Raw genomic sequence first — 16,050 nt, 5'->3', positions numbered from 1 at the left:
GTGGTGGTATATAACCGAAAAGTGACTGAGCGTACATGTATACGAAGATTATTGGTACTGGCAGCTATCTGCCTGAACAAGTGCGTACTAACGCCGATTTGGAAAAAATGGTAGAGACATCTGATGAGTGGATCGTCGCTCGTACAGGTATCCGTGAACGCCATATTGCTGGGCCAAATGAAACAGTCGCGACGATGGGCTTCACTGCCGCAAACCGCGCGCTTGAAATGGCTGGCATCGATAAAGAACAAATTGGTTTGATCGTGGTTGCGACCACATCTTCAACACACGCATTCCCAAGTGCCGCTTGCCAGATTCAGAACATGCTGGGCATTAAAGGTTGTCCGGCGTTTGACGTTGCGGCGGCGTGTGCTGGTTTTACCTATGCCTTAAGCGTTGCCGACCAGTATGTAAAATCAGGTTCAGTAAAGCATGCACTGGTGGTGGGGTCTGATGTCCTGGCACGCACCTGCGATCCGACCGATCGTGGGACGATCATTATCTTCGGTGATGGCGCTGGCGCTGTTGTTCTGAGCGCATCCGAGGAACCGGGCATCATTTCGACGCATTTGCATGCAGACGGACGCTACGGTGAATTGTTGACGCTGCCAAATGCCGATCGCGTGAATCCGGAAAACTCGATTCATCTGACGATGGCTGGTAACGAAGTCTTTAAAGTCGCGGTGACTGAACTGGCGCGCATCGTTGATGAGACGCTGGAAGCTAATGGTCTTTCTCGCTCCGACCTGGATTGGCTGGTGCCACACCAGGCGAACCTTCGCATCATTTCCGCAACGGCGAAGAAGCTGGGGATTGATCCCGACAAGCTTGAAGAGAAAGTCGTCATTACGCTTGACCGTCATGGCAATACTTCTGCTGCATCTGTACCGTGCGCGCTCGACGAAGCCGTGCGTGACGGACGGATCAAAGCCGGTCAGTTGATATTGCTTGAAGCCTTCGGGGGTGGATTCACCTGGGGCTCCGCGCTGGTTCGTTTCTAGTATAAGGAATTAAACATGACGCAATTTGCTTTTGTGTTCCCTGGTCAGGGTTCTCAAACCGTTGGGATGCTGTCTGATATGGCTGCAGCATACCCCATCGTAGAAGAAACATTTGCTGAAGCTTCTGCGGCGCTGGGCTATGACCTGTGGGCGTTGACGCAGCAAGGTCCAGCGGAAGAACTGAATAAAACGTGGCAAACTCAGCCAGCACTGTTGACGGCCTCCGTGGCACTGTATCGCGTATGGCAGCAGCAGGGCGGTAAAACGCCAGCGCTGATGGCGGGACACAGCCTCGGTGAATATTCTGCGTTGGTCTGCGCTGGCGTCATGAATTTTGCTGATGCCGTGCGTCTGGTTGAACTGCGTGGCAAATTCATGCAGGAAGCGGTCCCAGAAGGGACTGGCGGCATGTCTGCTATTATTGGTCTGGACGATGCTTCCATCGCCAAAGCGTGCGAAGAGTCTGCTGAAGGTCAGGTTGTCTCCCCGGTTAACTTTAACTCACCGGGTCAGGTGGTCATTGCCGGGCACAAAGAAGCCGTTGAACGTGCTGGCGCAGCCTGTAAAGCCGCAGGTGCAAAACGTGCGCTTCCATTACCGGTCAGCGTTCCGTCACACTGTGCGCTGATGAAGCCCGCAGCCGATAAACTGGCTGTTGAGTTAGCGAAAATCACCTTCAACGCGCCGACGGTACCTGTCGTGAATAACGTTGATGTGAAATGTGAAGCTGACGCTGATGCAATTCGTGATGCACTGGTACGCCAACTGTATAATCCGGTGCAGTGGACGAAGAGCGTAGAATTTATCGCCGCGCAGGGTGTTACGCACCTTTATGAAGTGGGCCCAGGTAAAGTTCTCACTGGTCTGACGAAACGTATTGTTGACACCCTGACAGCCTCGGTACTGAATGAGCCAGCGGCGCTGTCTGCGGCGCTTGAGCAATAAAAGAGGAAAACCATGAGTTTTGAAGGAAAAGTCGCGCTGGTTACCGGTGCAAGCCGTGGCATTGGCCGCGCAATTGCTGAAACACTCGTTGCCCGTGGCGCGAAGGTTATCGGTACTGCTACCAGCGAAAGTGGCGCTCAGGCCATTAGCGATTACTTAGGTGCAAACGGTAAAGGTCTGATGTTGAATGTGACCGACCCTGCATCTATTGAATCTGTTCTGGAAAAAATTCGCGCAGAATTTGGTGAAGTCGATATCCTGGTTAATAATGCCGGTATCACTCGTGATAATCTGTTGATGCGAATGAAAGATGATGAGTGGAACGATATTATCGAAACCAACCTGTCATCTGTTTTCCGTCTGTCAAAAGCGGTAATGCGCGCTATGATGAAAAAGCGTCATGGTCGTATTATCACTATCGGTTCTGTGGTTGGTACCATGGGAAATGCAGGTCAGGCTAACTACGCTGCGGCGAAAGCGGGTTTGATCGGCTTCAGTAAATCACTGGCGCGTGAAGTTGCGTCCCGTGGTATTACTGTAAACGTTGTTGCTCCGGGCTTTATTGAAACGGACATGACGCGTGCGCTGTCAGATGATCAGCGTGCGGGTATTCTGGCGCAGGTTCCTGCGGGTCGCCTCGGCGGCGCTCAGGAAATCGCCAGTGCGGTTGCATTTTTAGCCTCTGACGAAGCAAGTTACATCTCTGGTGAGACTCTGCACGTCAACGGCGGAATGTACATGGTTTAATCACGATGAAAAAGATTTGCGTTATTAGAGCGAATGGCCTCAAAATAACGTAAAATCGTGGTAAGACCTGCCGGGATTTAGTTGCAAATTTTTCAACATTTTATACACTACGAAAACCATCGCGAAAGCGAGTTTTGATAGGAAATTTAAGAGTATGAGCACTATCGAAGAACGCGTTAAGAAAATTATCGGCGAACAGCTGGGCGTTAAGCAGGAAGAAGTAACCAACAATGCTTCCTTCGTTGAAGACCTGGGCGCAGATTCTCTTGACACCGTTGAGCTGGTAATGGCTCTGGAAGAAGAGTTTGATACTGAGATTCCGGACGAAGAAGCTGAGAAAATCACTACCGTTCAGGCTGCCATTGATTACATCAACGGTCACCAGGCGTAAGTGAACATCTCCAGGCGGTCACTCGACCGCCTGAGTTTTATCTTTATTTTGTCCCACTAGAATCATTTTTTCCCTCCCTGGAGGACAACCGTGTCTAAGCGTCGTGTAGTTGTGACCGGACTGGGCATGTTGTCTCCTGTCGGCAATACCGTAGAGTCTACCTGGAAAGCTCTCCTTGCCGGTCAGAGTGGCATCAGCCTGATCGACCATTTCGATACTAGCGCCTATGCAACTAAATTTGCTGGCTTAGTAAAGGATTTTAACTGTGATGACATCATCTCGCGCAAAGAACAGCGCAAGATGGATGCCTTCATTCAATATGGAATTGTCGCTGGCGCTCAGGCCATGCAGGATTCTGGTCTTGAAGTGACGGAAGAGAACGCAACCCGTATTGGCGCCGCAATCGGCTCCGGTATTGGCGGTCTCGGACTTATCGAAGAAAACCATACCTCACTGGTAAACGGTGGGCCGCGTAAGATCAGCCCGTTCTTCGTCCCGTCGACGATTGTTAACATGGTGGCAGGACACCTGACCATCATGTATGGCCTGCGTGGGCCAAGCATCTCTATCGCTACAGCCTGTACGTCTGGCGTACACAACATCGGTCATGCCGCGCGTATCATTGCATACGGCGACGCAGATGCGATGGTTGCGGGTGGTGCTGAAAAAGCCAGTACCCCGCTCGGCGTGGGTGGTTTTGGCGCGGCTCGTGCACTGTCTACACGTAATGAAAACCCGCAAGCGGCAAGCCGCCCGTGGGATAAAGAACGTGATGGCTTTGTGCTGGGCGACGGTGCAGGCATGGTGGTACTGGAAGAGTACGAACATGCGAAAGCGCGTGGCGCAAAAATTTATGCTGAAGTTGTCGGCTTTGGTATGAGCAGCGATGCTTATCATATGACGTCACCGCCGGAAGATGGCGCAGGCGCGGCGCTGGCTATGGTTAACGCGCTGCGTGATGCCGCACTCGAACCGGGTCAGATTGGCTATGTCAATGCACATGGTACGTCGACGCCAGCAGGCGACAAAGCGGAAACCCAGGCCGTGAAATCGGTATTTGGTGATGCGGCGACCCGTGTGATGGTCAGTTCCACCAAATCCATGACCGGCCACCTGCTGGGCGCGGCTGGCGCGGTAGAGTCTATTTTCTCTATCCTGGCGCTGCGCGATCAGGCTGTTCCGCCGACCATTAACCTGGATGATCCAGATGAAGGTTGCGATCTGGACTTCGTTCCTCACGAAGCGCGTCAGGTCAGCGGAATGGAGTACGCATTGTGTAACTCCTTCGGCTTTGGCGGCACCAACGGCTCGCTGATCTTTAAAAAGATCTGATGCAATTTAGGCCAGCCAATGCGCGGGCCTGTTCATTGCGAAGCGCCATTTGGTGATTAAAATAAAAAAGGTCCGCTTGCCGGGCCTTTTTTATTCAGTTTTCTTCCCTTGTCCTGTGTTATCCATCCTGCCAAACTACCCGACCACGCATAAGGAGCCACTATGTTCTTGATTAATGGCCGTGAGCAGGAAACCCTTGCTGCCAGTGACCGGGCGATACAATTCGGCGATGGTTGCTTCACCACGGCGCAAATCGTCGGGGGAAGCGTTTCCCTGCTGAATGCTCATCTGGAGCGTTTACAGAATGCCTGCGAGAAGCTCTTGATCCCTTTCAGTGAATGGGCGTTGTTGCAGCGAGAAATGGTGCAACTGGCAGTGGGACATGAACGTGGCGTTTTGAAAGTGATCATCAGTCGTGGCAGCGGCGGTAGAGGATATAGCGCGGCGAACTGCACGGCAGCCACCCGACTTCTTTCAGTTTCTGCCTGGCCTGCCCATTATGATCGTTGGCGTCGTGAGGGAATTACCCTGGCGTTAAGCCCGGTTCGTCTCGGGCGGAATCCTTATCTCGCTGGTTTAAAACACCTGAACAGGCTGGAGCAGGTGCTAATCCGCTCTCATCTTGAGCAGACAAACGCGGATGAGGCGCTGGTTCTTGACAGTGAGGGATGGGTTACGGAATGCTGTGCCGCGAATCTGTTCTGGCGTATAGGGACCAGGGTGTATACCCCACGTCTGGACCAGGCCGGAGTGAATGGCATTATGCGACAATTCTGTATTCGTATACTGGCACAATCGTCTTTCGAGGTTGTCGAAGTGAATGCCAGAGAAGAGGAACTGATGCAGGCTGAAGAAATGGTGGTTTGCAACGCCCTGATGCCTGTGGTTCCAGTGCGCGCCTGCGGTGACAGGCTGTTGTCTTCACGCACATTGTTTGATTTTTTAGCCCCACGTTGTGAGCACCCGAATTAGCCATGAAAAAATTGTTATACGTTTTCCTTCTGATGCTGGTTGTGCTGGGCATTGCTGCTGGAGTGGGAATGTGGAAAGTTCGCCAACTGGCGGACAGCAAACTGCTGATTAAAGAAGAGACGGTCTTTAGCCTGAAGGCCGGGACGGGCCGCCTGGCACTGGGGGAACAGCTTTATGCTGATAACGTCATCAACCGCCCTCGCGTGTTTCAGTGGTTATTGCGCATTGAGCCAGAACTCTCGCATTTTAAGGCGGGGACGTATCGACTCACGCCTGATATGACCGTAAGGGAGATGCTTATCCTGCTGGAAAGTGGGAAAGAGGCCCAGTTTCCGCTACGGCTGGTTGAAGGGATGCGGCTGAGTGATTACCTCAAACAGCTGAGAGAAGCCCCTTACATCAAGCACACCCTGAGCGACGACAAGTACGAGACGGTCGCGCAGGCGCTGAAGCTGGAAAATCCTGAGTGGGTGGAGGGCTGGTTCTGGCCAGATACCTGGATGTACACCGCCAACACGACCGACGTTGCGTTACTGAAGCGCGCCCACCAAAAGATGGTCAAAGCCGTTGAGGGTGTCTGGGAAGGTCGGTCGGAAGGGTTGCCCTATCAAGATCAGAATCAGCTGGTTACCATGGCCTCCATCATCGAAAAAGAGACGGCGGTTGCCAGTGAGCGTGACCAGGTGGCATCGGTGTTTATCAACCGTCTTCGTACGGGGATGCGTTTGCAGACCGACCCGACGGTTATCTATGGAATGGGGGAGCGCTATAATGGCAAACTTTCCCGTGCGGACCTGGAAACCCCGACCGCGTATAATACCTATACTATCTCAGGGTTGCCCCCAGGGCCGATTGCCATGCCCGGCGAGGCATCTTTAAAGGCCGCCGCACATCCGGCTAAAACCCCGTATCTCTATTTTGTGGCCGATGGCAAAGGCGGTCACACGTTTAATACTAATCTTGCCGGCCATAACCGGTCAGTGCAGGACTACCTGAAAGTGCTTAAGGAAAAAAATGGGCAGTAATTACATCGTCATCGAAGGACTGGAAGGCGCGGGTAAAACCACGGCGCGAAATGTCGTGGTAGAGACGCTCGAGCAACTGGGTATCCGCGATATGATTTTTACCCGTGAGCCGGGCGGTACGCAGCTTGCGGAAAAATTAAGAAGCCTGGTGCTGGACATCAAATCGGTCGGCGATGAAGTGATTACAGACAAAGCTGAAGTGCTCATGTTTTATGCCGCCCGTGTGCAACTGGTGGAAACGGTGATCAAACCTGCGCTGGCTAAGGGCACCTGGGTGATTGGCGATCGTCACGATCTCTCCACGCAGGCGTACCAGGGCGGCGGTCGCGGTATCGATCAGCGCATGCTGGCGACACTGCGTGACGCCGTGCTGGGGGATTTTCGCCCGAATCTCACGCTCTATCTGGATGTCACCCCTGAAGTCGGACTAAAACGCGCCCGTGCGCGTGGCGAACTGGATCGCATTGAGCAGGAGTCTTTTGATTTCTTCAATCGAACCCGCGCCCGTTATCTGGAACTGGCGTCGCAGGATGCCAGCATCCGCACGATTGATGCGACCCAGACGCTGGAAAAGGTCATGAGTGATATTCGCGCCGCCGTCACCGAATGGGTGAAGGAGCAGGGCGCATGAAATGGTATCCATGGTTACGACCGGACTTTGAAAAACTGGTAGCAAGCTATCAGTCGGGTCGTGGTCACCATGCGTTACTGATTCAGGCGCTGCCTGGTATGGGCGACGATGCGCTGATTTATGCCCTTAGCCGCTATCTGTTGTGTCAGCGTCCGGAAGGACATAAAAGCTGTGGACACTGTCGGGGCTGCCAGTTGATGCAGGCTGGAACGCATCCGGATTACTACTCACTGCTGCCCGAAAAAGGGAAAAGTACCCTCGGGGTTGACGCCGTCCGCGACATCAGCGAAAAACTGTATGAGCGCTCCCGTCTTGGCGGCGCGAAGGTGGTGTGGATCCCCGAAGCGTCGTTACTGACAGAGGCTGCCGCCAATGCGCTGTTAAAGACACTGGAAGAGCCGCCGTCTCAAACCTGGTTCTTCCTCGCCTGTCGCGAACCCGCGCGATTGCTGGCCACATTACGCAGTCGTTGTCGACTTCACCACCTGGCGCCCCCGGCAGAAAACTATGCAATTTCCTGGCTTGCACGAGAAGTGACAGCGTCACAAGACGCGTTACTTACGGCGCTTCGCCTGAGTGCGGGGTCTCCTGGCGCCGCCTTGACGCTGCTTCAGGAAGAGAGCTGGGCGCATCGTGGTGCACTCTGTGAGGCGCTGGCTAACACTCTGCAGGCCAACGACTGGTATATCTTGCTTTCCGCTCTGAATCATGAGCAGGCGGCGACCCGTCTACACTGGCTGGCAACCTTACTGATGGATGCCCTGAAGTTCCGCCACGGTGCTTCGTACCTTACCAATGTGGATGTCCAAACGTTGGTTCCGCTGATAGCACAACGCTTATCGGCGGCTCATATTCAGGCAATCCTCAGCGATGTTTGTCATTGCCGCGAGCAACTTATCAATGTGGTCGGGGTAAACCGCGAACTGGTGCTTACCGATCTCATCCTCCGTATTGAACATTATTTGCAACCGGGCACCGTGTTGCCCGTTTCCCATCTTTGAGAGAGACATTATGTTTTTAGTCGACTCACACTGCCATTTGGATGGCCTGGATTATCAATCTCTGCATAAGGACGTGGATGACGTGCTGGCGAAAGCCGCCGCGCGTGATGTGAAATTTTGCCTGGCGGTGGCGACAACGCTGCCGGGGTATCGCGGAATGCGTGAACTGGTCGGTGACCGCGACAATGTGGTTTTCTCTTGCGGCGTACATCCGTTAAATCAGGATGAACCGTATGATGTCGAAGAGCTGCGTCGTTTCGCCGCTGAAGAGGGCGTTGTCGCGATGGGAGAGACCGGGCTGGATTATTTCTACACCCCTGAAACAAAGATGCGCCAGCAGGAATCTTTCATTCACCATATCCAGATTGGCCGTGAGCTTAATAAGCCGGTCATTGTTCATACCCGCGATGCACGCGCTGACACGCTGGCAATTTTACGCCAGGAAAAGGTGACGGATTGCGGTGGCGTACTACACTGTTTTACAGAGGACAGAGAAACGGCGGGTAAGTTACTGGATCTCGGATTTTATATCTCTTTTTCCGGTATCGTGACTTTTCGTAATGCTGAGCAGTTGCGTGATGCAGCCCGCTACGTACCGCTGGATCGTCTGTTAGTGGAAACGGATTCGCCATATCTTGCTCCGGTGCCGCATCGCGGGAAAGAGAACCAGCCCGCTATGGTTCGTGATGTTGCAGAGTATATGGCTGTTTTGAAAGGTGTTGCCGTTGAAGAATTGGCGCAGGTAACCACCGATAACTTCTCCCGCCTGTTCCATATCGACGCTTCTCGCCTGCAATCCATCCGCTAGCAGAGTTTTTTTTAAGCTCGTAATTAATACGCAAAACGCGTAGAGTTCACCGCCATAAAATGGGCGGTGAACGGTCGGTTTGAAACATTCCGATACGGATTTCGACAGTATTTGACGATATTGACATGGGCTACAGCTGAAACGTGATAGCCGTCAAACAAAATTGATCTGAATTATTTTACTCTGTGTAATAAATAAAAGGGCACTTAGATGTCCTGTCCACGGCGGGGTTCTCCCCCCTCGCCAATGCGTGAGAACGTAGAAAGCACAAAATACTCAGGAGCACTCTCAATTATGTTTAAGAATGCATTTGCTAACCTGCAAAAGGTCGGTAAATCGCTGATGCTACCGGTATCCGTACTGCCTATCGCAGGTATCCTGCTGGGCGTCGGTTCCGCAAACTTCAGCTGGCTGCCAGCCGTAGTTTCACACGTAATGGCGGAAGCAGGCGGTTCTGTTTTTGCCAATATGCCATTGATCTTTGCTATCGGTGTTGCACTCGGTTTTACTAACAACGACGGCGTTTCGGCACTGGCCTCGGTGGTTGCATACGGCATCATGGTTAAAACCATGGCTGTGGTAGCGCCGCTGGTTCTGCATTTACCTGCTGAAGAAATCGCAGCAAAACACCTGGCGGATACCGGTGTGCTCGGGGGGATTATCTCCGGTGCGATTGCAGCGTATATGTTCAACCGTTTCTACCGTATCAAGCTGCCTGAGTATCTGGGCTTCTTCGCCGGTAAGCGCTTTGTGCCTATTATTTCTGGTCTGGCTGCCATCTTCACCGGTGTCATCCTGTCCTTCATTTGGCCGCCGATCGGTACTGCTATTCAGACGTTCTCTCAATGGGCTGCCTATCAGAACCCGGTTGTTGCGTTCGGTATCTACGGCTTCGTTGAACGTTGCCTGGTGCCATTCGGTCTGCACCACATCTGGAACGTTCCTTTCCAGATGCAAATTGGTGAATACACCAACGCAGCAGGTCAGGTGTTCCACGGCGATATTCCGCGCTATATGGCGGGTGACCCGACTGCAGGTAAACTGTCTGGCGGCTTCCTGTTCAAAATGTACGGTCTGCCGGCGGCTGCGATTGCAATCTGGCACTCTGCTAAACCAGAAAACCGCGCGAAAGTGGGCGGTATCATGATCTCCGCAGCGTTGACCTCGTTCCTGACCGGTATTACCGAGCCGATCGAGTTCTCCTTCATGTTCGTTGCGCCGATCCTGTATGTGATTCATGCGATTCTGGCTGGTCTGGCGTTCCCGATCTGTATCCTGCTGGGTATGCGTGACGGTACTTCCTTCTCTCACGGTCTGATCGACTTCATCGTGCTGAGCGGCAACAGCAGCAAGCTGTGGCTGTTCCCGATTGTCGGTGCAGGTTATGCGATTGTTTACTACACCATTTTCCGTGTGCTGATCAAAGCGTTGGATCTGAAAACGCCTGGTCGTGAAGATGCCACCGAAGACAACAAAACTGGCGAGACCAGTGAAATGGCTCCGGCTCTGATTGCGGCATTCGGCGGTAAAGATAACATCACCAACCTCGACGCCTGTATCACACGTCTGCGTGTCAGCGTTGCTGATGTTGCGAAAGTGGATCAGGCTGGCCTGAAGAAACTGGGTGCAGCAGGTGTTGTCGTGGCAGGCTCTGGTGTTCAGGCAATTTTCGGTACTAAATCCGATAACCTGAAAACTGAAATGGATGAATACATCCGTAGCCACTAAGCCGTAAGATGTTGGGGAGAACTAAGGCAGCCTTATGGCTGCCTTTTTTATACCTGACGCAAAAAAGAGAGACTACCGCCCGCGAAGGCGGATTTTTACTTTGTATGGGGCACGGCGCGCCGCTACACTATCAGCAGATCGACTTTTCGCATTCGCGTCATCAGACACTGGAAAAGCATGGAAACGAAAAAAAATAACATTGAGTACATCCCTGAATTTGAAAAATCATTTCGCCACCCTCGCTATTGGGGAGCCTGGCTGGGCGTCGCCGCGATGGCGGGTATTGCGCTAACGCCAGCGTCAATTCGCGATCCCATCCTGGCCAAACTGGGCCGTATTGCCGGACGTATGGGGAAAAGCTCTCGTCGTCGTGCACTGATCAATTTGTCGCTTTGCTTCCCGCAGCGCAGCGAAGCCGAGCGTGAAGCAATTGTCGATGAGATGTTTGAGACAGCGCCTCAGGCAATGGCGATGATGGCCGAGCTGGCGATGCGCGGTCCTGAAAAAGTACAGAAACGCATCGACTGGCAGGGGCTGGAAATTATCGAGGAACTGCGCCGCAACAACGAAAAAGTGATTTTTCTGGTGCCGCACGGGTGGGGCGTTGATATCCCGGCGATGCTGATGGCATCACAGGGGCAGAAAATGGCGGCCATGTTCCATAATCAGGGCAACCCGGTATTTGATTACGTCTGGAACACCGTACGTCGTCGCTTCGGCGGGCGTTTGCATGCCCGTAATGATGGCATTAAGCCGTTTATCCAGTCTGTCCGCCAGGGTTACTGGGGATACTATCTGCCGGATCAGGATCACGGTGCGGAACACAGTGAGTTTGTTGATTTCTTCGCGACATATAAAGCAACCTTGCCGGCTATCGGTCGCTTGATGAAAGTGTGCCGCGCCCGCGTGGTTCCGCTCTTTCCAGTCTATGATGGCAAAACACACCGGTTAACGATTCTGGTGCGCCCGCCGATGGACGATCTCCTGACGGCGGATGACAACACCATCGCCAGAAGAATGAACGAAGAGGTGGAAATCTTCGTGGGTCCGCATCCCGAACAATACACCTGGATTTTAAAACTGCTGAAGACGCGTAAACCTGGCGAAATTCAGCCGTATAAGCGCAAAGACCTTTATCCTATCAAATAAAAAAAAGCCTCTCGTCAGAGAGGCTTTTTACTTTCTGGCGTCGGGAAATTATTCGACGGTCAGAATACGAGTGGTGTTGGTCGAACCGATGGTGCTCATCACGTCGCCCTGGGTGACAATCACCAGATCGCCGGACACCAGATAGCCTTTGTCACGCAGCAAATTAACCGCTTCACTTGCCGCCACAACGCCGTCAGCCGCGCTGTCGAAGTGCACCGGCGTGACGCCGCGATACAAAGAGGTCAGGTTCAGTGTACGCTCATGACGAGACATTGCGAAAATCGGTAAGCCTGAACTGATACGCGAGGTCATCAGTGCAGTACGCCCTGATTCGGTCATGGCGATAATGGCCGTCACCCCTTTCAGGTGGTTTGCAGCATACATTGCCGACATGGCGATGGCTTCTTCAACATTATCGAACTGCACGTCGAGGCGGTGTTTGGAGACGTTAATGCTTGGGATTTTTTCTGCGCCCAGACAGACGCGCGCCATCGCGGCTACCGTTTCAGCCGGATACTGACCTGCGGCGGTTTCAGCTGACAGCATCACGGCGTCGGTGCCATCCAGCACGGCGTTGGCCACGTCCATAACTTCTGCACGGGTCGGCATCGGGTTGGTGATCATCGACTCCATCATCTGCGTGGCGGTAATGACCGCACGGTTCAGTTGACGAGCACGACGAATCAATGCCTTCTGAATGCCGACCAGCTCCGGATCACCGATTTCAACGCCCAGATCGCCGCGAGCTACCATCACAACGTCGGAAGCCAGAATGATGTCATCCATCGCATTCTGGTCGCAAACGGCTTCGGCACGTTCGACTTTGGCGACAATTTTTGCATCGCAGCCAGCTTCGCGTGCGAGACGGCGCGCATAGTTCAGGTCTTCGCCGCAGCGAGGGAAGGAGACGGCCAGATAATCAACGCCGATTTGCGCTGCAGTGACGATATCCGCTTTGTCTTTTTCGGTCAGCGCTTCTGCAGAGAGGCCACCGCCGAGCTTGTTGATGCCTTTGTTGTTGGAGAGTGGGCCGCCGACGGTCACTTCGGTGAAGACTTTCATGCCCTGAACTTCCAGGACTTTTAGCTGTACGCGACCATCGTCGAGTAACAGGATATCACCAGGAACAACATCAGCGGGCAGGCCTTTGTAATCGATACCGACTTTTTCTTTATCGCCTTCGCCTTTCCCCAGATTCGCGTCTAACAGGAATTTATCGCCGATGTTCAGGAATACTTTGCCTTCTTTGAAGGTCGATACGCGAATTTTTGGCCCCTGGAGATCGCCCAGAATTGCCACATGACGCCCCAGTTTTGCGGCAATCTCACGAACTTTATCAGCGCGTATTTTGTGATCTTCTGGCGATCCGTGAGAGAAGTTCATTCGTACGACGTTCGCACCCGCAGCGATAATTTTCTCAAGGTTGTTATCGCGATCAGTTGCCGGGCCTAACGTGGTAACGATTTTGGTTCTGCGAAGCCTTCTGGACATGTAATACTCCGTTGACTGAAACAACTTGGTGTTGCGTGAACATTGATCCGGATATAACGCCGGATGACGAAAAGGGTATGCGTGTTATTGCTTTTAGCGGTCATCGCTCCTTATGAGCAGTTCTTTATCAAAACGCGATTCCTTAAGCGCTTCCTTGACGCGCTTCAAGTTATCTCTGAATTTTGCCCCGCGACGCAAAGTAAATCCGGTTGCCAGCACATCTATCACGGTCAGTTGAGCAAGTCGAGAGACCATAGGCATATAAATGTCAGTATCTTCCGGTACATCAAGTGTAATCGCTAATGTGGCCTCGCGCGCCAGTGGCGTTCCGGCAGAGGTCAGTGCAATCACCATCGCATCGTTTTCGCGCGCCAGCTGCGCCAGCTCCACCAGACTTTTGGTTCTGCCCGTGTGTGAAATGAGCACAACGACGTCGTCATCGCTACAATTCATACAGCTCATGCGTTGCAGGACAACATCATCGGAGTATATGACCGGAACGTTGAAGCGGAAAAATTTGTTCATGGCGTCATGTGCCACGGCGGCGGAAGAACCAAGGCCGAAGAAGGAAATTTTCTTCGCTTGCGTCAGCAGATCGACCGCGCGATTCACCGCAGATTTATCAAGCGACTGGCGGACATGATCGAGACTGGCCATCGCGGATTCGAAGATTTTTCTCGTGTAGGACTCAACGCTGTCATCTTCATCCACATTGCGATTAACATAGGGCGTGCCATTTGCCAGACTTTGCGCCAGATGCAGTTTAAAATCAGGAAAGCCGCGCGTGTCCATGCTGCGACAGAAGCGGTTTACGGTAGGTTCACTGACATTCGCTTCCAGGGCCAGCGTCGCAATACTCGAGTGGATGGCCTGATCAGGGGAAGCAAGAATAACATCGGCGACTTTGCGTTCTGACTTGCTCAGATGTTCCAGTTGTACCTGGATTTTTTCCAGCATATTCATGATGTAGAAAACTCATGGTGACGACGATTTCTGAGATATAGGAAATCGAGAGGCAATTTTGTTAGATATTACCCCCGGGTGCCCATTAAGGGGGCAAAATGGATAGAATAGTTGTTGTTTTTTTTCATTACATGATCGACGTCTGATTTTAGCTGTCGGCTACGTGTGTGAAAACGACGACTTTTTTATCCGTTTTGTGGCTGAACATGCCGCAAAACGCCTGACAAGCCGGGATCGCACTGGTGGATAAGTGTTTACGGTTTCCGGAATTACGTAAAAGCAGTACAGTGCACTGTAATAAAATTACAACTATAACCTGGCAGAAGTACCAGGATAGTTAACTGAGGAGAATGACATGGCGGTAACGCAAACAGCCCAGGCATGTGACCTGGTCATTTTCGGCGCGAAAGGCGACCTGGCGCGTCGTAAATTGCTGCCTTCCCTGTATCAACTGGAAAAAGCCGGTCAGATAAACCCGGATACCCGCATTATTGGGGTTGGTCGTGCTGACTGGGATAAAGAAGCCTACACCAAGGTGGTACGCGAAGCGCTCGAAACCTTCATGAAGGAAACAATTGATGAAGGTTTGTGGGATACCCTGAGTGGTCGCCTGGATTTCTGCAATCTGGATGTCAACGATACCGCAGCCTTTTCCCGCCTGGGGGAGATGCTGGATCAAAAAGAGCGCACCACCATTAACTATTTTGCGATGCCGCCCAGCACCTTTGGCGCAATCTGCAAAGGGTTAGGCGAGGCGAAGCTGAATGCTAAGCCTGCGCGCGTGGTCATGGAAAAACCGCTCGGCACATCACTGGCCACCTCTCGTGAAATCAACGACCAGGTGGGTGAATATTTTGACGAGAGCCAGGTTTACCGTATTGACCACTATCTCGGCAAAGAGACGGTTCTGAACTTACTGGCGCTGCGTTTTGCCAACTCCCTGTTCGTCAATAACTGGGACAATCGCACCATCGATCACGTGGAAATCACCGTGGCGGAAGAGGTGGGTATTGAAGGTCGCTGGGGCTACTTTGACCAGGCCGGCCAGATGCGCGACATGATCCAGAACCACCTGCTGCAAATTCTGTGCATGATCGCCATGTCACCGCCGTCCGATCTGAGCGCTGACAGTATTCGCGATGAAAAAGTGAAAGTGCTGAAATCGCTGCGTCGTATCGACCGTTCGAACGTCCGTGAAAAAACGGTTCGTGGCCAGTACACCACCGGTTTCGCGCAAGGTAAAAAAGTGCCGGGTTATCTGGAAGAAGAGGGGGCGAATAAGAGCAGCAATACCGAAACGTTCGTCGCCATTCGTGTCGATATCGATAACTGGCGCTGGGCGGGCGTGCCGTTTTACCTGCGTACAGGCAAACGACTGCCGACCAAATGTTCTGAAGTGGTCGTCTACTTCAAAACGCCGGAGCTCAACCTGTTCAAAGAGTCCTGGCAGGATCTGCCGCAGAACAAATTGACGATCCGTTTGCAGCCAGATGAAGGCGTGGATATTCAGGTACTCAATAAAGTCCCGGGTCTGGATCATAAACATAACCTGCAAATTACCAAGCTGGATCTGAGTTACTCCGAAACGTTCAACCAGACGCATCTGGCGGATGCCTATGAACGTTTACTGCTGGAAACCATGCGGGGCATTCAGGCGCTGTTTGTGCGCCGTGACGAAGTAGAAGAAGCATGGAAATGGGTCGACTCCATCACAGAAGCCTGGGCGATGGATAACGACGCGCCGAAGCCGTATCAGGCGGGAACGTGGGGACCGGTTGCCTCAGTGGCGATGATCACCCGCGATGGTCGTTCCTGGAATGAATTTGAGTAAAACTTCATCTGTCACGACGGTGTTATTTTACCGGT

At 52.7% G+C, this 16,050-nt stretch carries 15 protein-coding genes; 13 read left to right on the top strand and 2 right to left on the bottom strand.

The genetic code is table 11. The features are described 5' to 3' along the window. Positions 1–35: 35 nt before the first annotated feature. The 12 genes from AC07UY_RS08175 to lpxM all read left to right on the top strand — a co-directional run bounded on the left by AC07UY_RS08175 (position 36) and on the right by lpxM (position 11,730). Complete coding sequence (locus AC07UY_RS08175) at positions 36–1,001, top strand: beta-ketoacyl-ACP synthase III (protein ID WP_203358164.1); 966 nt, start codon at positions 36–38, stop codon at positions 999–1,001. 15 nt (positions 1,002–1,016) lie between these two features. After that, on the top strand, positions 1,017–1,946 hold the full coding sequence (gene fabD / locus AC07UY_RS08170; protein WP_494659956.1) for an ACP S-malonyltransferase: 930 nt from the start codon (positions 1,017–1,019) through the stop codon (positions 1,944–1,946). 12 nt (positions 1,947–1,958) lie between these two features. Further along, complete coding sequence (gene fabG / locus AC07UY_RS08165) at positions 1,959–2,693, top strand: 3-oxoacyl-ACP reductase FabG (RefSeq protein ID WP_203358162.1); 735 nt, start codon at positions 1,959–1,961, stop codon at positions 2,691–2,693. A gap of 154 nt (positions 2,694–2,847) precedes the next feature. Continuing rightward, positions 2,848–3,084, top strand: coding sequence for an acyl carrier protein (acpP, locus tag AC07UY_RS08160; protein WP_000103754.1), 237 nt, complete (start codon positions 2,848–2,850; stop codon positions 3,082–3,084). 90 nt (positions 3,085–3,174) lie between these two features. Continuing rightward, on the top strand, positions 3,175–4,416 hold the full coding sequence (gene fabF, locus AC07UY_RS08155) for a beta-ketoacyl-ACP synthase II (protein WP_494659955.1): 1,242 nt from the start codon (positions 3,175–3,177) through the stop codon (positions 4,414–4,416). 162 nt (positions 4,417–4,578) lie between these two features. Further along, complete coding sequence (gene pabC / locus AC07UY_RS08150; protein ID WP_494701017.1) at positions 4,579–5,388, top strand: aminodeoxychorismate lyase; 810 nt, start codon at positions 4,579–4,581, stop codon at positions 5,386–5,388. A 2-nt stretch (positions 5,389–5,390) separates the two neighbouring features. Then, the gene (gene yceG, locus AC07UY_RS08145; RefSeq protein ID WP_494701016.1) at positions 5,391–6,413 is read left to right on the top strand and encodes a cell division protein YceG; all 1,023 of its coding nucleotides are present in this window, start codon (positions 5,391–5,393) and stop codon (positions 6,411–6,413) included. After that, entirely contained in the window at positions 6,403–7,044 is a 642-nt protein-coding gene (gene tmk / locus AC07UY_RS08140; RefSeq protein ID WP_203358158.1) for a dTMP kinase, read from the top strand. The genes yceG and tmk overlap by 11 nt, the downstream gene beginning before the upstream one ends. Next, complete coding sequence (gene holB, locus AC07UY_RS08135) at positions 7,041–8,045, top strand: DNA polymerase III subunit delta' (RefSeq protein WP_494701015.1); 1,005 nt, start codon at positions 7,041–7,043, stop codon at positions 8,043–8,045. Before tmk ends, holB begins: the two co-directional genes overlap by 4 nt. A 10-nt stretch (positions 8,046–8,055) precedes the next feature. Next, a complete protein-coding gene (locus AC07UY_RS08130) occupies positions 8,056–8,853 on the top strand; it encodes a metal-dependent hydrolase (protein ID WP_494659950.1) in 798 nt (265 codons plus the stop codon). A 294-nt stretch (positions 8,854–9,147) separates the two neighbouring features. Beyond that, positions 9,148–10,581, top strand: a complete 1,434-nt coding sequence (gene ptsG / locus AC07UY_RS08125) for a PTS glucose transporter subunit IIBC (protein WP_494701014.1) — start codon at positions 9,148–9,150, stop codon at positions 10,579–10,581. 177 nt (positions 10,582–10,758) lie between these two features. Further along, positions 10,759–11,730 carry a lauroyl-Kdo(2)-lipid IV(A) myristoyltransferase gene (gene lpxM / locus AC07UY_RS08120; RefSeq protein ID WP_494701013.1) on the top strand — a complete coding sequence of 324 codons (972 nt, stop codon included), beginning with the start codon at positions 10,759–10,761 and terminating at the stop codon, positions 11,728–11,730. Positions 11,731–11,778: 48 nt separating this feature from the next. Here lpxM and pyk read toward each other — a convergent pair whose 3' ends face one another. Further along, positions 11,779–13,221 (bottom strand): pyruvate kinase, encoded by a 1,443-nt coding sequence (gene pyk, locus AC07UY_RS08115; RefSeq protein ID WP_203358153.1) that lies wholly within the window; start codon positions 13,219–13,221, stop codon positions 11,779–11,781. A gap of 93 nt (positions 13,222–13,314) precedes the next feature. Further along, entirely contained in the window at positions 13,315–14,184 is an 870-nt protein-coding gene (locus AC07UY_RS08110) for a MurR/RpiR family transcriptional regulator (RefSeq protein ID WP_192611897.1), read from the bottom strand. Positions 14,185–14,539: 355 nt separating this feature from the next. On the opposite strand from AC07UY_RS08110, the gene zwf reads away from it, so the two are divergent. Continuing rightward, entirely contained in the window at positions 14,540–16,015 is a 1,476-nt protein-coding gene (gene zwf, locus AC07UY_RS08105) for a glucose-6-phosphate dehydrogenase (protein WP_203358151.1), read from the top strand. Positions 16,016–16,050 lie beyond the last annotated feature (35 nt).

The organism is Citrobacter sp. GW821-FHT02E08, from assembly GCF_059421685.1.
The sequence above is the reverse complement of the archived record's forward strand: the minus strand, read 5'-3'. Positions and strand labels throughout refer to the sequence as shown.